Source organism: Pseudomonas sp. HP_01 (assembly GCF_055284355.1).
Window position 1 is genome coordinate 474288 of the sequence record NZ_JBTOPV010000001.1, and the last position, 19009, is coordinate 493296.

General features: G+C 64.0%; 17 protein-coding genes and 1 pseudogene. 10 read left to right on the forward strand and 8 right to left on the reverse strand.

Annotation, left to right across the window (positions count from 1 at the left end; all coding sequences use genetic code 11):
• Positions 1-19: 19 nt before the first annotated feature.
• Positions 20-856, reverse strand: coding sequence for an IclR family transcriptional regulator (locus ACYAR8_RS02005; RefSeq protein ID WP_074887669.1), 837 nt, complete (start codon positions 854-856; stop codon positions 20-22).
• Between the two features lie 246 nt (positions 857-1102).
• On the opposite strand from ACYAR8_RS02005, the gene ACYAR8_RS02010 reads away from it, so the two are divergent.
• The 10 genes from ACYAR8_RS02010 (at position 1103) to moaA (ending at position 11934) form a co-directional block, all read left to right on the forward strand.
• A complete protein-coding gene (locus ACYAR8_RS02010; RefSeq protein ID WP_463578922.1) occupies positions 1103-2131 on the forward strand; it encodes an ABC transporter ATP-binding protein in 1029 nt (342 codons plus the stop codon).
• On the forward strand, positions 2128-2991 hold the full coding sequence (locus tag ACYAR8_RS02015) for an ABC transporter permease (RefSeq protein ID WP_463578923.1): 864 nt from the start codon (positions 2128-2130) through the stop codon (positions 2989-2991). Before ACYAR8_RS02010 ends, ACYAR8_RS02015 begins: the two co-directional genes overlap by 4 nt.
• Before the next feature lie 3 nt (positions 2992-2994).
• Positions 2995-3789, forward strand: a complete 795-nt coding sequence (locus tag ACYAR8_RS02020; RefSeq protein WP_108122462.1) for an ABC transporter permease — start codon at positions 2995-2997, stop codon at positions 3787-3789.
• Between the two features lie 43 nt (positions 3790-3832).
• Positions 3833-4123, forward strand: a complete 291-nt coding sequence (locus tag ACYAR8_RS02025; RefSeq protein WP_074887659.1) for a (2Fe-2S)-binding protein — start codon at positions 3833-3835, stop codon at positions 4121-4123.
• On the forward strand, positions 4120-5496 hold the full coding sequence (locus ACYAR8_RS02030) for an FAD/NAD(P)-dependent oxidoreductase (RefSeq protein WP_463578924.1): 1377 nt from the start codon (positions 4120-4122) through the stop codon (positions 5494-5496). Before ACYAR8_RS02025 ends, ACYAR8_RS02030 begins: the two co-directional genes overlap by 4 nt.
• Complete coding sequence (locus ACYAR8_RS02035; protein WP_463578925.1) at positions 5493-6689, forward strand: NAD(P)/FAD-dependent oxidoreductase; 1197 nt, start codon at positions 5493-5495, stop codon at positions 6687-6689. The genes ACYAR8_RS02030 and ACYAR8_RS02035 overlap by 4 nt, the downstream gene beginning before the upstream one ends.
• On the forward strand, positions 6686-7738 hold the full coding sequence (locus tag ACYAR8_RS02040) for an ABC transporter substrate-binding protein (RefSeq protein ID WP_463578926.1): 1053 nt from the start codon (positions 6686-6688) through the stop codon (positions 7736-7738). Before ACYAR8_RS02035 ends, ACYAR8_RS02040 begins: the two co-directional genes overlap by 4 nt.
• A gap of 603 nt (positions 7739-8341) precedes the next feature.
• Entirely contained in the window at positions 8342-9685 is a 1344-nt protein-coding gene (locus ACYAR8_RS02045) for a cation:proton antiporter (RefSeq protein ID WP_463578927.1), read from the forward strand.
• Positions 9686-10032: 347 nt separating this feature from the next.
• A complete protein-coding gene (locus ACYAR8_RS02050) occupies positions 10033-10860 on the forward strand; it encodes a formate/nitrite transporter family protein (protein ID WP_463578928.1) in 828 nt (275 codons plus the stop codon).
• A gap of 75 nt (positions 10861-10935) precedes the next feature.
• On the forward strand, positions 10936-11934 hold the full coding sequence (gene moaA, locus ACYAR8_RS02055) for a GTP 3',8-cyclase MoaA (RefSeq protein WP_074887637.1): 999 nt from the start codon (positions 10936-10938) through the stop codon (positions 11932-11934).
• Positions 11935-12024: 90 nt separating this feature from the next.
• On the opposite strand, the gene ACYAR8_RS02060 is transcribed toward moaA, so the two are convergent.
• From ACYAR8_RS02060 to phnL, 7 genes and pseudogenes are all read right to left on the reverse strand, one after another.
• The gene (locus ACYAR8_RS02060; protein ID WP_463578929.1) at positions 12025-12846 is read right to left on the reverse strand and encodes an alpha/beta fold hydrolase; all 822 of its coding nucleotides are present in this window, start codon (positions 12844-12846) and stop codon (positions 12025-12027) included.
• 795 nt (positions 12847-13641) lie between these two features.
• Positions 13642-14781 carry a methyl-accepting chemotaxis protein gene (locus ACYAR8_RS02065; RefSeq protein WP_463578988.1) on the reverse strand — a complete coding sequence of 380 codons (1140 nt, stop codon included), beginning with the start codon at positions 14779-14781 and terminating at the stop codon, positions 13642-13644.
• A pseudogene (locus tag ACYAR8_RS02070) lies at positions 14767-15648 on the reverse strand (cache domain-containing protein); the annotation flags it as partial. The gene ACYAR8_RS02065 and the pseudogene ACYAR8_RS02070, both read right to left, overlap by 15 nt.
• A 139-nt stretch (positions 15649-15787) precedes the next feature.
• Positions 15788-16537 carry a phosphonate metabolism protein PhnP gene (gene phnP / locus ACYAR8_RS02075; RefSeq protein ID WP_463578930.1) on the reverse strand — a complete coding sequence of 250 codons (750 nt, stop codon included), beginning with the start codon at positions 16535-16537 and terminating at the stop codon, positions 15788-15790.
• On the reverse strand, positions 16528-17094 hold the full coding sequence (phnN, locus tag ACYAR8_RS02080; protein WP_074887625.1) for a phosphonate metabolism protein/1,5-bisphosphokinase (PRPP-forming) PhnN: 567 nt from the start codon (positions 17092-17094) through the stop codon (positions 16528-16530). The genes phnP and phnN overlap by 10 nt, the downstream gene beginning before the upstream one ends.
• Positions 17094-18257, reverse strand: coding sequence for an alpha-D-ribose 1-methylphosphonate 5-triphosphate diphosphatase (locus ACYAR8_RS02085; RefSeq protein ID WP_463578931.1), 1164 nt, complete (start codon positions 18255-18257; stop codon positions 17094-17096). Before ACYAR8_RS02085 ends, phnN begins: the two co-directional genes overlap by 1 nt.
• On the reverse strand, positions 18251-18991 hold the full coding sequence (phnL, locus tag ACYAR8_RS02090; RefSeq protein WP_463578932.1) for a phosphonate C-P lyase system protein PhnL: 741 nt from the start codon (positions 18989-18991) through the stop codon (positions 18251-18253). The genes ACYAR8_RS02085 and phnL overlap by 7 nt, the downstream gene beginning before the upstream one ends.
• Positions 18992-19009 lie beyond the last annotated feature (18 nt).

Here is a 19009-nt window from a genome sequence, read left to right on the forward strand (position 1 = left end):
AATGTGCAGGCGGCGGCAATCATTCCCGCTGGCCGAACACCTGTGAGGGTCGGCGCAGCACCGGATCGAAGGGGTTGATCTTCTGGCTGATCGCCGTCGCCTCGCGCTTGAGCATGTCCACCACCGTGGGCATACGGTCTGCACTGAGGCGGTCGCTGATGGTCGCCACGCTCAACGCCGCCACCGCCCGGCCATCACGGTCGAGAATCGGCACGGCAAGGCCGGCCATGCCCTCCAGCACGCCGGTGTTGCGCGCGGCATAGCCGGTACGCCGTACCGTGTCGATTTCCGAGCGCAGCATGACTTCGTCATAGAGGTGGAAATCCCGCAGGCGCGGCAGGTTGTAGCGGATCACCGTCTCGCGTTCTTCCTCCGGCAGAAACGCCAGGATGGCCAGACTGCCCTGCCCCACGCCCAGTGCCACGCGGCCGCCGATATCGCCGGTGAAGGTGCGGATCGGGTACGGCCCTTCGCTGCGGTCCAGGCACACCGCATCGAAACCACTGCGGGCGAGCAGAAACAACGAGTCACCCAACGAGGCCGACAGGCGCAGCAAGCTCGGCCGCACCACATCACGCAGGTTGCCGGACTGGCCGGCGCGCGCCGCGAGAGCGAAAAATTCCAGGCTCAGGCGGTAACGCTTGCTGCGCAGGTCCTGCTCGACCATGCCTTCGTCCATCAGGCTGCGCAGCAAGCGGTGGGTGGTCGGTTGCGACAGCCCGATCTGCTGCGCCAGTTGCGTGACCCGCTCGCCGCCGTCCGGACAGTTGCCCAAGGCACGCAACACGGCAAACAACCGCGACACCGCGCCAACGCCCGTTTCTTTCTCGACACCGTTCCGCTCAGTGGAATCCATTTCGCCTCAATCCTCATTTCTTTTCGCTGAATGAATGAATCTGAAAAAACTACTCACTCAGTGAAATTGATCGTTGAGCGCATCCTAGTCTTGGGCCTAGGATCGGTCCACAGGGCGATTTGAATAACAGCGGCAGCCGACATTGATCGAGCGCCAGCGTCCACAGCCACACGCAGCACTTCTCTTCGCATCTGCCCATAAAAAACGCACGCCTTCGGTGTGCACGAAAAAAGGTGGAACGCAGCCATGGCTTTTCTTCAACTCCAGGCACTGTGCAAACGCTACGGCCCCATCGATGCCGTCGTGGCCACTGACCTTTCCGTGGAGAAAGGCGAATTCGTCTCCCTGCTCGGCCCCTCCGGCTGCGGCAAAACCACAACCCTGCAAATGATCGCCGGCTTCGTTGATGTCAGCGCCGGCCGCATCCTGCTCGACGGCCGCGACATCACCCACGCCAAACCGGCCAGTCGCGGCCTCGGCGTGGTGTTCCAGTCCTACGCGCTGTTCCCACACATGACCGTGCGCGACAACGTGGCTTTCGGCCTGAAGATGCGCAAAGTCTCGGCTACCGACATCGAGCGCCGCGTCTCCCGGGTGCTGGAACTGGTGCGCCTCACCCCCCATGCCGAGCGCTACCCCCGCGAGCTGTCCGGCGGCCAGCGTCAGCGCGTGGCCCTGGCCCGGGCGCTGGTAATCGAGCCGCCGGTATTGCTGCTGGACGAGCCGCTGTCCAACCTCGACGCCAACCTGCGCGAGGAGATGCAGTTCGAGATTCGCCGCATCCAGCGCGAAGTCGGCATCACCACCCTGATGGTCACCCACGACCAGGCCGAAGCGCTGTCCATCAGCGACCGCGTCGTGGTCATGCAGGCCGGGCGTATCACCCAGATCGACGAGCCCTACCACCTCTACGAACACCCCCGTACGCGTTTCATCTCCGGCTTCGTCGGCAAGGCCAATCTGCTGCGCGGCGATCGCGATGCCAGCGGCGCAGCCCAGGTGCGTCATGAGCCCGGCGACGGCGAACTGGTGCTGAGCCTGCGCCCCGAAAAAATCGATCTGGTGCCTGCCGGGACCGGCCGTCTGCAGGGACGCGTGGTCATGCGCTACTTCCTCGGCAGCCAGTGGCTGTACCGCATCGAAACGCCCATCGGCGAAATCACCGTGGTGCGTCGCAACGATGGCGACGCACCGATGAACGAAGGTTTCGCGGTGGGGCTGGACTGGCCGTCGGATCTGCTGCGCGTGTTGAGCGTCGACGAGGTGCCGGCATGAGTGTGCTGCGCGACACCGGACGCGGCTACCTGCTGTCGGCCCCGGCCCTGGCGCTGTTCTTCGGCCTGCTGGTGCTGCCATTGGCATTGACGCTGGTGCTGTCGTTCAACGTGTTCGACTACGAAATCGGGGTCAAGGGCGGCGAATGGACCCTGGCGCAGTACGCCAATCTGCTCACCGATTCGTACTTCTACGAGATCTTCCTGCGTACTTTCTGGATCAGCGCGCTGGTGACCCTGCTGTGCGTGGTGATCGGCGTGCCCGAGGCCTACATCCTCAGCCGTATGGGTACGCCGTGGCGCTCGATTTTCCTGATCCTGATCCTCACGCCGCTGCTGATTTCGGTGGTGGTGCGGGCGTTCGGCTGGAGCCTGTTGCTGGGGGCCGACGGTCTGATCAATCAGGCGATCCAGGCCCTCGGCGGGCGTCCGATCAAAATGCTTTACACGCCATTCGCAGTGATTCTGGCGCTGGTCCACGTGATGCTGCCGTTCATGATCATCCCGGTGTGGACCTCGCTGCAGAAACTCGACGCCTCCGCCGAACAGGCCGCGCTGTCCCTCGGCGCGACCCAGGCGCAAGTGATGCGCATGGTGGTGCTTCCCCAGGTAATGCCCGGCGTGCTGTCGGGGACTTTGATCGTCTTCGGCCTGTCCGCCAGTTCGTTTGCCATCCCCGGATTGCTCGGCGGGAGGCGCCTGAAGATGGTTGCCACCGTCGTCTACGACCAATACCTCTCGGAACTCAACTGGCCCATGGGCGCGGCGATTGCCGTGGCGCTGCTGCTGATCAACCTGTTGGTCATGCTGTCGTGGAACCGGCTGGTCGAAGGCCGCTATAAAAAATCCCTGGGGGAATGAGCGATGTCCAAGAACGGTCCTCTGGCCCTGTCGTTTCATGCCCTGGTGGTGGTGTTCATGCTGGCGCCGCTGGTGGTGGTGTGCCTGGTGGCGTTCACCCCGGAAAATACCCTCAGCCTGCCGTGGCACGGGTTTTCCCTGCGCTGGTTCAGGGCGGTGTTCGAGCGCGCCGACTTCATTCAGTCCTTCTATAACAGCCTGATTCTGGCGGTGGTCGCCGCCACACTGGCGACGTTGATTGCGGTGCCGGCGGCATTGGCGATCACCCGCTACCGTTTTCCCGGCCGCGACTTTCTCAACGGCCTGTTCCTCTCGCCGATCATCATTCCCCACCTGGTGCTGGGGGTGGCGATGTTGCGCCTGTTCGCGCTGATGGGGGTGAACGGCAGTTTCGTCTGGCTGATGTTCGCCCACGTGGTGGTGATCTCGCCGTACGTGCTGCGCCTGGTGATCGCCGCCTCCATCGGGATGGATCGTAGCGCCGAGCAGGCCGCCGAATCCCTCGGTGCCAGCCGCTTCACGCTGTTTCGTCTGATCACCCTGCCGATGATCCTGCCCGGCGTGGCCGGTGGCTGGTTGCTGGCGTTCATCAACAGCTTCGACGAGGTCACGCTGTCGATTTTCGTTACCTCGCCGTCGACCCAGACCCTGCCGGTGAGGATGTACGTATACGCCACAGAATCCATCGACCCGATGATGGCGGCGGTTTCCGCGCTGGTCATTGCGCTGACGGCGGCGACCATGATCATTCTCGACCGGGTGTACGGGCTGGATCGTGTATTGGTGGGGAGGCATTGATGACTGTTCGGTTTACCCAACTTTGCCCGATGGAGCGCACGCCATGGCCTTGCTGAGACGACTGGCCGAACACGACCGCGCCGTGCTGCCCTTCACCCTCGACGGCCAGCCGGCGAGTGGTTTGCAGGGCGATACCTTGCTCACGGCGGTGTTGACGGCAGGGGACTCGTTGCGCGGCAGCGATTTCAGCGGCGAACCCCGGGCCGGTTTCTGCCTGATGGGCGCGTGCCAGGACTGCTGGGTGAAACTGGGCGACGGCCGCCGGGTGCGCGCCTGCTCGACGCTGCTCGAAGCTGACGTGTGCGTGAGTCGCGAGCCGGGGCGCAGCTTATGAGTACGCCGACCCTTCAAGCCATCAACACCGTTATCGTCGGCGCCGGCCCGGCGGGAATTCGCGCGGCGCAGACGCTGCTCGCCCATGGCCTGCGCCCTTGTCTGCTGGATGAAAGCCTGCGCGGCGGCGGTCAGGTCTATCGTCGCCAGCCGGAGAACTTCAAGCGGTCGGCCAAGGCACTTTACGGTTTCGAAGCGGGCAAAGCCGAGTCGGTTCATGCCACCCTCGATCAATTGCAGCGCGAGATCGACTACCGCCCCGAGACGCTGGTGTGGAACGCCGAAGCACGCACCCTCGACACCCTGCACGACGGCCGAGCCGCGCAGGTGCCGTTCAAGCACCTGGTCGTTGCCACCGGCGCCACCGACCGGATCTTGCCGGTGCCGGGCTGGACGTTGCCGGGCGTGTACAGCCTCGGCGCGGCACAGATCGCGCTGAAGTTTCAGGGCTGCGCCATCGGTCAGCGCGTGGTCTTCGCCGGCAGCGGGCCGCTGTTGTATCTGGTGGCGTACCAGTACGCCAAAGCCGGCGCGACGGTGGCGGCGGTGCTCGACAGCTCGCCGTTTTCCGCCCAGACCCGCGCCCTGCCCGCGCTGCTCGGGCAACCGTCGACGCTGGCGAAAGGGCTTTATTACCGCGCCTGGCTGACGGCCCACGGCATCCCGGTGCATCAGGGCGTTCATCTGCATGACATTCAGGGCGAGCGACGGGTCAGCGGGGTCAGCTGGCATCAGGGCAATCAGCGCAAAAACCTCGCCTGTGACGCCGTCGCCTTCGCCCACGCCCTGCGCAGCGAGACCCAATTGGCCGATCTGCTCGGCTGCGAATTCGCCTGGAGCGCGCTGAACCGCGCCTGGCTGCCAACCCGCGACGCTGGCGGCCGCAGCAGTGTCGAGGGGGTTTACCTGGCCGGTGACGGCGCCGGCATCATGGGCGCAGACGCCGCAGAGATGGCCGGCGAGCTGGCGGCGCTGACCTTGTTGGGCGACATCGGCTACCGCATCGACCGCGCCCGCAGCGTCGAATTGCAGCGCCAACTGGAGACCATCCAGCGCTTTCGCCAAGGACTGGAAACGGCGTTCCCGTTCCCTGAAGACTGGGCGGCCAAGGCGCCGGACAGCCTGATGGTGTGCCGCTGCGAAGAAGTCAGCGCCGGCGACATCCGTCAGACCGTGGCCGAGGGTCACTGGGAGATCAACCGGGTCAAGGCCATGTGCCGGGTCGGCATGGGCCGCTGTCAGGGGCGCATGTGCGGCCTGGCCGCAACGGAAATCGTCGCTCACGCTTCGGGGCGCGACATCGCCAGCGTCGGTCGTCTGCGCGGGCAGGCGCCGATCAAGCCGCTGCCGTTTGGCGTGGAGGCAGAACAATGAGTCAGCCCCTAGAAATAGATGCGGTAGTGATTGGTGGCGGGATCGTCGGCGCCTCTGCGGCGCTGTTTCTCGCCCTGAGCGGCAAACGGGTGGCGTTGCTGGAGCGGGACTTTTTCGGTTCGCATTCGAGCGGGGTGAACTACGGCGGCGTGCGCCGTCAGGGCCGGCCGCTGTCGCAACTGCCGCTGTCCCGGCGCGCCCATGAAATCTGGGGAGACCTGCGCGCGTTCATCGGCACTGACGGCGAATACGTGCGCTCCGGGCATCTCAAACTGGCCCGCAGCGACAAGGACATGGCCGCGCTGGTCGCCTATGAGGAGGCCTCGCGCGGGTTCGGAATGGAGCTGCAGTTGCTCGATCACGCCCAGTTGCGCGCCCGTTTCCCCTGGGCTGGCGACGTGGCGGTGGGCGCTTCGCTGTGCGCCGAGGACGGCCATGCCAACCCACGCGTCGTTTCCCCGGCGTTCGCCTCTGCTGCACGTCGGGCCGGAGCGATGACGTTCGAGCAGGCCCACGTCAGTGCGGTCAGCCATGACGGCCAGGCGTTTGTGGTGCGAACCGCCGATGAGCAGATTTTCCGCGCGCCCTGGCTGCTCAATTGCGCCGGTGCCTGGGCGGCTCAACTCGCCCAGCAGTTCGGTGAACCGGTACCGATGCGCGCGGGTCACCCGGCGATGCTGGTGACCGAACCGCTGCCGATGTTCATGGACGTCAGCACCGGCGTCGAGGGCGGCGGAATCTATGCCCGTCAGGTGGCGCGGGGCAATTGCGTGCTGGGCGGCGGCCAGGGTTTCCCGCTGGACCCGGCCACCGCGCGTCCCGGTCAGGCGGCGATTCTGGAGATCCTGCGCAACGCCGTTGAACTGTACCCGCCGCTGGCCGGTGCCCAGGCCATTCGCACCTGGAGCGGCACCGAAGGTTACTTGCCCGACCGCGAGCCCGTCCTGGGCGCCAGTTCGACGCAACCCGGTTTGCTGCACGGCTTCGGCTTTGCCGGATCGGGCTTTCAGATTGGCCCGGCGGCGGGCGAGGCGCTGGCGCAGATGGTCTGTGCCGGGGCGCCGAACATCGACCTGGGTCCGTTCTCGATCACCCGCTTTCAATCGCAACCGCACACTTCATCGCCCGCCATCGTCGTGCCGTCCGGCACCGATAACGTCATTCCATTGCTCAGAGGAAGGTCGAACCCATGACTCATATGAAACGTGTTGCCCTGACTGGCTTGTCTTGCCTGCCGTTTGCCGTGTTTGTTGCTTCGATGCCCGTACAGGCCGAACCGACGCTGTACCTGGGCATGAACGGCGGCACCATGGAGCGCTTGTACGCCGACAACGTGCTGCCAGCGTTCGAGAAAGCCAACAACGTCAAGGTGGTGATCGTGCCGGGCACCTCCTCGGACATCCTCGCCAAGGTTCAGGCCAGCAAGGACAACCCGCAGATGCACGTGATGTTTCTCGACGACGGCATCATGTACCGCGCCATTTCCATGGGCCTGTGCGGCAAGCTGAATCCGAGCGCGAGCCTGGCGGACATTCCGGCCAAGGGCAAGATCAAGGAAGAAGCGGTGGCCGTGAGCCTTGGCGTCACCGGGCTTGCCTACAACACCAAGATGTTCAAGGACAACGGCTGGAGCGCGCCGACGTCCTGGGCCGACATGGCGGACCCTAAGTACAAGGAGAAGCTGGTGTTCCAGTCGCTGGCCTCTTCTACCTTCGGGCTGCACGGTTTTCTGATGTTCAACCGGTTGCAGGGCGGCAACGAAACCAACGTCGAGCCGGGTTTCAAGGTATGGCCGAAGACAGTGGGGCCGAACGTGCTTGAGTACATCGCCAGTTCGGCGAAGATCTCGGAGATGGTGCAGACCGGGGAAGCTGCGCTGTTCCCGCTGACACCGACCCAGGTGACCGCGCTCAAGCTCAAGGGCGTGCCGGTGGAATACGCGCCACCCAAGGAAGGCGGTGTGGTCTTGAACGTGGCCGAATGCACCATCGCCAACAACGACCAGCCGGAACTGGCGCAGAAGCTTGCGGCCTTCCTGCTGACCCCGGAAGCCCAGGCGCCGGCGCTGGAGATGGGTGACCAGATCCCGTCCAATCCTAAAACCCCGACCACCGACAAGACCCGCGGCCAGGTGGAAGCGATGAACAAGTACCTGGAAACCGCGGTGACCATCGATTGGGACCAGGTCAACCAGGTCCGCCCGGAATGGAACGCCCGCTGGAGCCGATCGATCGAGCGGTAGAACAAACGGTGTGCGTTTGATTTCAGTGGGACCTGCCGCGCGTATAAATGTGGGACCGGCTTTAGCCGGGAAGGCGTCGGATGCCACACCACAGATGAATGGCGTACACACGACCCATCGCTGACGCCGGATAGTGTAGGAGCGCGCTTGCCCGCGAAGGCGGTATTCCAGACGCTAGAGATGTAGCGGATGTACCGGCCTCTTCGCGGGCAAGCGCGCTCCTACAAGTGTCCGCGTAGGGTCAGGCGGACCGCACGCAGTGAGTATGATCGTCCCCACGCTCCGCGTGGGGATGCCGCCCGGGACGCTCCGCGTCCATCGTTCTGACGCAGAGCGTCAGGAGAGGCATTCCCACGCGGAGCGTGGGAACGATCAAACGCAGAGCGAGGGAACGATCAAAAGAAAAATGGATGGCGTATGCGCTGGCCCCTTCCCGGCTAAAGCCGGTCCCACAAGGGGAGCGCGTGCAGCCAGTGGCCCCGGCGATGCCCCACACATTGCGGTGCCGCGCCGGTCGTGGGATCCATCCGACATTTGTTTCAACTATCCCACCCTCTCACAGTCACACAGTCATTCCCGCCCTTTGACTGATGACCAACCCGCATGAGTTTCATTCTTTGCATGACCGTCTTCGGTGTCCTGCTGATGCTGCTGGCACTGACTTCTTCTTACCTGCGCTGGCTGCCGGTCACGACGTCGGCGGTGTGCCTGGCGTTTGGCGCCGCGATCGGGCCCTGGGGCCTGGACATTGCCCAGCTGGACATTCGCGACGCGCGCCACTGGCTTGAACGGCTGACTGAAATCGCCGTGCTGTTCTCACTGTTCAATACCGGCATCAAGCTGCGCCTGCCGCTGCACCGCGGCGCCTGGTATTCGGCGTACCTGCTGGCCGGGCCGGTGATGCTGGCGACCATTGCCGGTGTCAGCCTGACCGCCCATTACCTGTTCGGCCTGTCATGGCCCATCGCGTTGCTGCTCGGCGCGATGCTCTCACCCACCGACCCGGTGCTGGCAGGTCTGGTGCAGGTCAACAGCGCCCAGGACCTGGATCGGGTGCGCTTCGGCCTGTCCGGTGAGGCAGGGCTCAACGACGGCACCGCGTTCCCCTTCGTGATTTTCGCCCTGATGTTCATCACCCACGGTTTTTCGGATTTCGACTGGACCCAGGGCTGGCTACTCAAAAACATCATCTGGGGCGTGCCAGTCGGGCTGATGCTCGGTTACGGCCTGGGCCGTGGCGTCGGTCATCTGATGATCTACCTGCGCATCAAGAATGCCGACAGCACGCAATCCCCCAACGATTTCCTGGCCCTGGCGCTGATCGCCATTGCTTACGTCGGCGCTGAAACCCTTGGGGCTTATGGCTTTCTCGCGGTGTTTGCCGCCGGCATCGGCTTGCGTCACGCCGAGGTCAAGACCACGCAGTCCGACGTCCCGGCCGAGCACGTCGCAATTCCGGTGCTCGGGCACACCCACAGCGACCCCGCGTCGGCGATCATGGGCGACCGTGATGCGCTGTCCGACAGCCAGCTCGCTGCTGGGGTGATGATGGGCGACATGATGGTTTTCGGCAGCCTGGTGGAGCGCGCCATGGAGGTGCTGCTGATCACCCTCCTCGGCGCGGCCCTCGCCAGCTACTGGGACTGGCGCGCCGTGGGCCTCGGCCTGGCGTTGTTCGGCGTGATCCGACCGCTGAGCGTCTGGCTGCTGATCAGTAGCAAATTGCTGACCCGGCCGCAAAAAGCGCTGGTGGGCTGGTTCGGCATTCGCGGCATCGGCACGCTGTATTACCTGTGCTACGCCCTGACCCACGGGCTGCCCGCCGAGGCGGTAGACACCACAATCAGCCTGACCTTGTCGGTGGTGGCTTTGAGCATTCTTCTGCACGGCATCAGCATTCAGCCACTGCTGGAGCGCTATGAACGCAGCATCAGCCGGGCCGGTTAAAGCTTGCGCCATGGACGCGGGGGATCGGTGTCTTGAAGGGAAGTGCCTTCCGGTTTCCGGGGCGGTCGCTTGGCCGAAAACCTCATGATAGACAGCATCGATGACCCTATCGGAACAAGCGATTGGACGCTCAAGAGACTGATCGGTAGCGTGCTCACGAATTGATCAGGTCTTTTGAGCGTCCTCTGCAATGCGGTCTAACGTCGCAGCAGTGTTCCATCAGAGATCGGCGCCGTGTCACTGACACCTCCGCGCACCAAGCCTGGATGCTTGAACCCCTCCTTCGTTTTCGCCCCGCCGGCTGGTCCGGTCGCGGTGCGGTCCATTGCTTGCGAGCTTGAAAGCCTATGTCCGTTAATACACCACAGCAGATTGCCGAGATCACCATCGAAGCCGGCGTGAAAAAGTCCCACATGCCGACCCCGGCGATTCTGGTGCTGGGCTTTCTGGCCGGGGCATTCATTGCCCTGGGCTTCCTGCTGGACATCCATGTCAGCACGATGATCCCGGCCCCTTGGGCGTCACTGGGTAACCTGATGGGCGCGGCGGTATTTCCGCTGGGCCTGATTCTGGTGATCCTCGCCGGTGGCGAGCTGCTCACGGGCAACATGATGAGCCTGCCGACGGCGATGTTCGCGGGTCGGGTGCCGTTGTCGGCGGTGGCGCGCAACTGGGCGCTGGTGACCCTGGCGAATCTGCTGGGCGCGCTTTTCGTCGCTTACTTCTTCGGTCACGTGCTGGGTCTGACCGAAGGCGCGTATCTGGCGAAAACCCTGGCCATTGCCAAGGCCAAGGCCAGCGCCGATTTCGGCCAGGCGTTTATTTCCGGCATTGGTTGCAACTGGCTGGTGTGCCTGGCGGTCTGGTTGTCATACGCCAGCAAAGACGTGACCGGGAAAGTCGTTGCCATGTGGTTCCCGATCATGGCCTTCGTCGCCATCGGCTTCCAGCACGTGGTCGCCAACATGTTCGTGATCCCCGCAGCGATCTTTGCCGATGCCCTGAGCTGGACCGATTTCGTTGAAAACTTCGTCGCGGTGTTCCTGGGCAACGCCGTGGGGGGTGCAATTTTCGTCGGGCTCGCGTATTACGTGTCCTATTCGAAAGCCATTCAGGCTTCGGCCACCGGCGTCACTGCTGCAAGCATCGAGCAGCAGACCGGAAGCCAGATTTAACGCTGCAGCCGCGCGCCTCATTTCCCGAGGCGCGCACCCTGTTTCTGCCACGCGTCACGTTGTCGAGAGTAATCAATGTCAGATCGAGTCCTGATGGACAGCTATTCACGCAAGGTCGATTACGTCCGCATGTCGGTGACGGATCGCTGCGATTTCCGCTGCGTGTATTGCATGGCCGAGGACATGACGTTCCTCCCCCGTCAGCAGATTCTCTCCCTCGAAGAAATCCATCAACTGGCCGAGCGTTTCGTGGCGCTTGGCACCAAGAAGATTCGTCTGACCGGCGGGGAGCCACTGGTGCGCTCCGGCATCGTCGGGCTGGTTCGCAGCATCGCCGCCCTCCCCGGCCTGCGCGAGCTGTGCATGACCACCAACGGCTCGCAGCTGGACAAACTCGCCGTGCCGCTATTCGAAGCCGGCCTCAAGCGCCTCAACATCAGCCTCGACAGCCTCGACCCCGAACGCTTCAAGGAATTGACCCGCACCGGTGATCTGAGCAAGGTCATTGCCGGGATCGATGCTGCCAACGCGGCCGGTTTCGAGCGCACCAAGCTCAACTGCGTGGTGATGCAGGGTCGCAACGACCACGAGATCAATGATCTGGTGGCCTTCGCCATCGATCGTGGCGTCGACATCACCTTCATCGAAGAGATGCCCCTGGGCACGATCAGCGAGCACAGCCGCGCCGAGTCGTTCTATTCCAGCGAGCAGGTGCGCGAACGCATCGCCGAGCGCTACACCCTGGTGCATTCGACTGAGACGACGTCCGGCCCTTCGCGCTACTGGCGAGTGGCTGAGGCACCGCACATCCGCATCGGCTTCATCTCGCCCCACAGCCACAACTTCTGCGCAACCTGCAACCGTGTTCGCGTGACGGTGGAAGGTCGTTTGCTGTTGTGCCTGGGGAACGAGCATTCGGCCGATCTGAAAGCCGTGCTCCGGGCCAATCCGGGTCAGCCGGACAAGCTCGAGAAAGCCATCGTCAACGCCATGCAATTGAAGCCGTGGAAGCACAACTTCGAGCTCAACGATGACGTGCAGGTGGTGCGGTTCATGAACATGACCGGCGGCTGAATACCCACGGGGTTTTGAGCTGACCTGGCGGTCATGAAAAGGCTGGCAGCCTCACGCCCCGAGACCGCCAGTCCTGGCTGAACAGGCTGATCAGCCCTTGATGAAGCCCAGCAAAATCGCGTTGATCTCTTCCGGTTGCACGTTGCACATGCCGTGTGCGCCGCCTTTTACGACGTGCAGCGTCGAGCCTTTCACCAACGCGTGACTCTTGTAGCCGGACGCGACGATCGGGACGATCTGGTCGTCATCGCCGTGCAGGATCAGGGTTGGCACGTCGATCTTTTTCAGGTCTTCGGTGAAGTCGGTTTCCGAGAACGCCTTGATGCAATCGAACTCGCCTTTGACGCTGCCGAGCATGCCGATCGACCAGAACGAGTCGATCGCGCCCTGGGAGGTTTTTACGCCGTCGCGGTTGAAGCCGAAGAACGGTACGGCCAGGTCCTTGAAGAATTGCGAGCGGTCGGCGGTGAAGCCGGCGCGGATGCCGTCGAATACCTCCATGGGCAGGCCTTCTGGATTAGCGTCGGTTTTGAGCATGATGGGCGACACGGCGCCAATCAGTACAGCTTTGGCGACGCGGGCGGTGCCATGGCGGCCGATGTAGCGGGCCACTTCGCCACCGCCGGTGGAGTGGCCGATCATGATGGCGTCTTTGAGGTCGAGGGCTTCGAACAGTTGGGCGAGGTCGTCGGCGTAGGTGTCCATGTCGTTGCCTTCCCAGGTCTGCCCGGAGCGGCCGTGGCCACGGCGGTCGTGGGCGATGACGCGGTAGCCGTGCTGGCCGAGGAAGAGCATTTGTGCGTCCCAGGCGTCGCCGTCGAGAGGCCAGCCATGGGAGAAGACGATCGGCTGGCCGGTGCCCCAGTCTTTGTAGAAGAGTTCGGTGCCGTCTTTCAGGGTCAGGGTTGTCATGGGAAGCAATCCTCCGGAAGTGTGCTGGGAAGATTGAGCGTAGACGTTCGCAGCGCGGCTGGATTGCAGATACGTGCTTGTTTGCGCTTCGCGAGATCAGGATCGAGATCTGAAGCCAGATCAAGATCAAGGGCCTCGGCCTAACGGCCTCGATTTCGCCTTCGGCGAGTTACTTGGAAAAGCACCCCAAGTAACCAAGGGTGCCTGCTCCTGGCTAGGTTCCTCCTTCGTCGGAATACCCTCACTCCGACGAAGCTCCGTGGGCCCGCGCCGAACGGACATCCATGTCCTGACGGCGCTCTCGCCGCATCCATGCGGCTCGACCCACTGCGCGTCGTCTGCGTTCGGCCTGCACCCAAGTCGCGTTTTTGCGGTGACTGAGCTTTTTGTGTACGAAGATCAAAAGCAGATCAAAGGCTTCCCGGCTGAAGCCGGTCCTACTGACCGCATACACATGTAGGACCGGCTTTAGCCGGGAAGAGGCCGGTGTGGTTACCACCATTTCCACTGAATGCACGCACACTCACTGTAGGAGCCGGCTTGCTGGCGAATGCGGTGGCGCTGAAATGGAGATGTCGACTGACCCAATGCGTTCGCCAGCAAGCCGGCTCCTACGGACCGAATACATTTCTGATCGTGCCCACGCTCCGCGTGGGTATGCATCCCCGGACGCTCCGCGTCCATCCCAGGCTGAAGGCGGTCCTACTGACCGCACGCGGTCTTTTAGTGGGACCGGCTTCAGCCGGGAAGAGGCCGGTGTGGCCACCCGAGATGTCGTGGCCTGGCAAGGGCGCCTCAGGCCTGATTGCCACCGCGGCTCAGTGCACCCAGGCGACCGGAGATCGACTGCATGCCTTTGCCCAGCTCGCGCAAGGTGCCGGCGTCCCGCGCGCCTTGTTCGCTGGAGGCGTGGATGCGCACTGCCAGTTCGTTGATTTCGTGGGTGACATGGCTCTGCTCCTGGGCGGCCACCGCGATCTGATGGGCGCGCTGGACGATGTCGTCGAAGCTGAACACGGTGGTGCCCAGTGTCGCGGCGACACTGACCGCCTGCTGCACCGACTCACGGGTGCGCGCGGCGCCGTTCTGCATCGTCGAAACCGCCGCACTGGAGGCCTGGCGAAGTTGCGAGATCATCTCCTGAATCTCGTTCGCCGAGGCCTGGGTTCGCCCGGCGAGGGTGCGCACCTCATCGGCCACGACCGCAAAGCCACGCCCCTGCTCGCCTGCCCGTGCCGCTTCGATGGCCGCGTTCAGGGCCAGCAGGTTGGTCTGTTGCGAGATGGATTTGATCACCTCCAGCACGCTGCCCACGCGCTCGATGTCATCGCCCAACTGGGTGATGGCGCCCGCCGCCCCGGCAATGTCCGTCGCCAGTACTTCGATGGACTGGCTGTTGTTGTTGACCTGATCCTGGCTTTTCTGCGCATCGCCCAGGGAACGGCGGGCGGTGTCGGAGCAGTCCGTGGTGTTCTGGGCGACTTCGTTGGCACTGGCCGACATCTCGGTGATTGCGGTCGCCAGCAAGGTGTTGTCCTGACGCTGGGACTCGGCCCGCTCGGCCACACCTTGGGACAGCTGCGCCAGTTCGTTGGCCTGACGCTCCAGGGACACCGATTCCTCGGCGATGCGGCGCAGCATGTCACGCAGCGAACCCGCGTATCGGTTGACCGCCTCACGCAGCGCGCCGATCTCGTCGGCGCGCAAAATCGCCAATTGCGTATCGGTCTGACCGCCCTGGCCCAGACTTGAGATCTGTGCAGTGGTTTCCTCCAGTTGCGCCAGCAGACCCTTGCCTGCCAGCCAGGCCAGACCCAGCAGTACGCCAAGCAGCGGCAAGAGGAATAACAGAATCTGTCCGGTGAGTCGGTTGGCCAGGCCCACGACCCGGGCTTCCGGGGTCACCAGGCCGATGCGCCAGCCGGTGCCGGCCATGGTCGCCAGGGTGACGTAGGCCGGGCCGTTGAGCCGACCGTCGTGCTCAAGCCTCTGGGTCGAGAGCGCCGAGGTGTTGCTCGCAAGCTGATCAGCCACCGGCTTGAACCAGGGTTGTTCCTGGCTCAATCCGGTAATGGTCAACAGGCCCTTGGTGCCCTTCGCATCAGGGAAATACAGCACGTTCCCTGATGGATCGACCGCAAATGCGTAGCCGTCGGTGACGCCGCCTTTCTCTTTGAGGAAAGCCGCCAGACCGTCAAGCTTGAGGTCGATGGTCGCGACGCCGGCGAACGCGCCCTGGGCCCGATAAGGCACGCTGCAGGTGGTCATGGCCACGCCGCTGACCGGGTCCTGGTACGCATCGGACCAGACGCAACGCCCTGCCGGTGAAGACTTGGCCCCGGTGTACCAGGTTTCAGCCTGATAAGGCGGCGTCTTGGCCTGGTTGTATTCGTCGGAGAAGTCCAGTCGATTGCCAGCGTCCCGTGCCCAGAAAAAACTGCGACGCTCGGTGCCCGCCGCAAAGGCGTTGGGCTCCGGCCACACGCCGCCACCGGCGATGGCCGAATCCCCCTGGCTGTCGATCAAGCCGGGAAAACTGCTCATGTACAGGGTTTCTTCATGGGGCAGCGTCTCCGCCAGCAACGCCATGGCAGCCGCGGTGCCCTCGATGCGGCTTAACGGCAGCGCCAACTGACGGGTGATGGCGCTGGCTGACTGCTCCGCCGACTCGGTGCCGGCGGCCACCAGCTGGGGTTTGCCGCCCAGGGTCATGACCGCGAAAATCGCCACGGCCGTCAGAATCAGCAATGTCAGGATCCCCAAGGTCATTCGTCCAGCGATGCGGCGAGGAATCAACGACATGGTCAAGCTCCGAAGAAAATGTAGGGCTACATTTGCAACGGCCAACTATGGAAAAAGTTGAAGCCGGGCGGCTGTTTAAACGACCGGGGCGACAGGTGGTTATAGGACGACCCGACAAGGGTCTCACCGCCCGCCTTGCTCAGACCTCCATGGCGTCCCGCGCCACCCGAACGTGGTCGGGCAGTTCAGCGGCATGCTCCATCAGCCACGCATCCAGCGTATGCCCGACATGGGTCAGCACCGCTTGCGCAGGCTTGAGCACTTCAATGATCTGCAGTGCCAGATTCACGTCATTGTGGTTGCGCGGCGTTTGCGCCTGGGGCGGCATGGAGCAGTCGAGGATCAGCACGTCGAGCGCCTCGCGCTGCAAAAAGGCCTGAGTGTCATGGGGCAAGCCGACGGTGTCGGTGAGGTAGGCGATGCGCCGTCCCCCGCCTTCCAGCAGATAACCCAGCGTCGGTTTGGAGTGCAGCAGTGGCAATGCGGTGACTTGCAGTTCGCCCAGGGCGCGGCTTTCGAAGGGCATGAAGGGCTGGCTGAAATCGAGGATGCCGGGGTGCTTGTACAGGTCCGACAGCCCTTCCGGGTCCACCGGGCCGTGCACCGGGATCACCAGGCCCTGCCCCCAGCGCAGGTGCAGCAGACCTTGAGCGTGGTCGGCGTGGTAGTGGGTTTGCAGGATGCCGCTGAGGCTGCGCGGCGGGAAGCGCTCGGTGAGGTCGGGCAAGCCACTGTCGATCAGCCAGCGTTGCTCGCCTAATTCCACCAGCGCGCAACACGGGCGTCGGCGCAGGCGTTGGTCGGCGTAGGCGGCGCGACAGGCCGCGCATTCGCAGCCGTAGACCGGCACTTGCCGCGCATCCCCCGTGCCCAGCAGGGTCAGGCGCATGCGGGAGTGCGCTCCAGTCGCTGCAACAGTCGGGCAACCGTTTGCTCCAGCGCGCCGGAGTTGTCGAGCACGATCAACGATGGGTCGCTCGCCTGCACGTCGTCAGCGAATTGCGCGTTGCGCGCCAGCCGGGTTTCGATGTCATCAGCCGATTCCCGCGCCCGACTGAGCAAGCGCTCCCGCAATACCGATTGATCCACTGTCAGCAGCACCACCCACAGCGACGGATAACGCAACCGCGCCTGGGGCAGGTGCCCGCGCGAACCGTTGACCAGCACATCGTGCCCCTCGGCGAGCCATTGATCGATCTCTTTCGGAATGCCGTAATGCAGGCCGTTGGCGAACCAGTCGAGTGCAAACGCACCCTCGGCCTGCAGCGCCACGAAGCGCTCGACGCTGACGGCCTGGGCTGCCTCGCCCCGGGCTTCCGCCGACCGGGTGATGACCCGCCGCACGATCCGGCAGTCCCGCGCGGCCAATGCCTCGCGGGCCGCGTCCAGCAGGCTGTCCTTGCCCGAACCCGACGGCCCGATGAGATAGATCAACCTGCCTGCCATCAGAACACCCTCTTCGCTTGTCGCCAGACTTGTTGAATGATTGGCAGTGTGCCCAAAGCCCGGGCGTGGATCAGGTCGGCACGCAGGCCGACGCGGATTTCGCCGCGATCCTGCAAGCCTGCTGAGCGGGCCGGCGCCAGGCTGACCGTTGCCACCGCCCGTGCCAGTCCCGCACCTGTCGACTCGTCCGCTGCATCCAGCTGGGCGCCCAGGGTGAACGCCGCCTGCAACAGACTGGCCGGATAGTAATCGCTGGAGAGAATATCCAGTAGCCCTTCTTCGGCCAATGTCGCCGCCGCGATGTTGCCCGAGTGCGAACCGCCGCGAACGATGTTCGGCGCGCCCATCAACACGCTCATGCCCAGACGCCGGCAGCCCTGCGCCGCTTCAAGGGTGGTCGGGAACTCGGCGATGCTCATGCCGTAGGCCGCCGACTCCTCGACATGGGCCAGGGTGGCGTCGTCGTGACTGGCCACCGACAGGCCCCGTGCCAGGCAGATGTCGACGATGGCCCGGCGATAACGGTCGCTGTAGGTCTTCGAGTTGGCAACCTGCTCGACGATGAACGCGTCCATCTGCTCGCTGCTCAGGTGGTATTTGCCCATGTAGTACTCACGGTACTTGGATTCCAGGGCGAACTGGCGCTGGCCCGGCGAATGGTCCATCACCGAGACCAACTGCACCAGCGGCTGCTCGACCAGGTCGCGGAACACGCTCAGGGTGTCGGGGTGGCAGACTTCGCAACGCAGGTGCAGGCGGTGCTCGGCGCGGGTCATGTCGGCAGCGTTTGCCGCGGCGATCGCCTCGATCATGCCCGGCAGTTGCTGCATGCGCTTGCCCTTGGGATTGACGTCGCCGATGGACAGCGCGTCGAACACCGTGGTGATGCCCGCCGCGATGATTTGCGCATCGTGGCTCATCACCGCCGAGGCCGACGGCCAGTCCACACCGGGGCGCGGGCTGAGGTGTTTTTCCAGGTTGTCGGTGTGCAGCTCGACCAGCCCGGGCAGCAGGTAATCGCCATTGAGGTTCTGTGCCTGGGGCAACTGGCTGATGCTGTCATCGACTTCGCTGATCAACCCGTCACGCAGCACCACGGTGCCGGTGAAGACGCGCTCGGCGGTGACGATCTTGGCGTTGGTCAGGATCTGTTCGTTCAGCATTGTTCGGTCTCCTTCACGCTCGACGCCATCGGCGCCTGCGGGTCAAGGTCGGGCGGGGTCATGTCCAGATGACGGTCGGACACCGCTTCCCGGGCCAGTCGGTCGTGGAAGATGCCGATCACCGCAGCGCCGGCGCCCTTCGCTTCATTGATCAGTTCGAGGACCACCTGGCGATTGCCGTCGTCCAGGGACGCGGTCGGCTCGTCCAGCAGCATCACCGGCCACGGCACCATGAAGCCGCGGGCGATGTTGACGCGTTGTTGTTCGCCGCCGGAAAACGTTCCCGGTGCCAATTGCCACAGCCGCTGGGGAATGTTCAGCCGGGCGAGCAGGTGCTCGGCGCGTGCCTGGGCGTCTTCGCGTTTCCAGCCCCGGGCCAGCGCCGGTTCCATGACCACGTCGACGGTGGCGACGCGGGGAATCACCCGTAGAAACTGGCTGACATAACCAAGGGTTTGCTGGCGCACTTGCAGCACCTCCCGGGGCGCAGCGCCCACCAGTTCCAGCCATTCGCCCTGATGCTGCACGCGAATGCTCCCGCCGGCCGGCAAGTAGTTGCCGTACAGGGTGCGCAGCAAGGTGCTTTTGCCCGCGCCGGAATGGCCGTGGAGCACCAGGCATTCGCCGCCGCCGACGGAGAAATTCAGGCCGCGCAGCACGTTGAGTACGACGCCGTTCTGCTGGTGCAGGGTGAAGGTTTTCGAGAGGTCACGGACCTCGATCAGCGTGTTCATTAAAGGCATCCCGAAAGT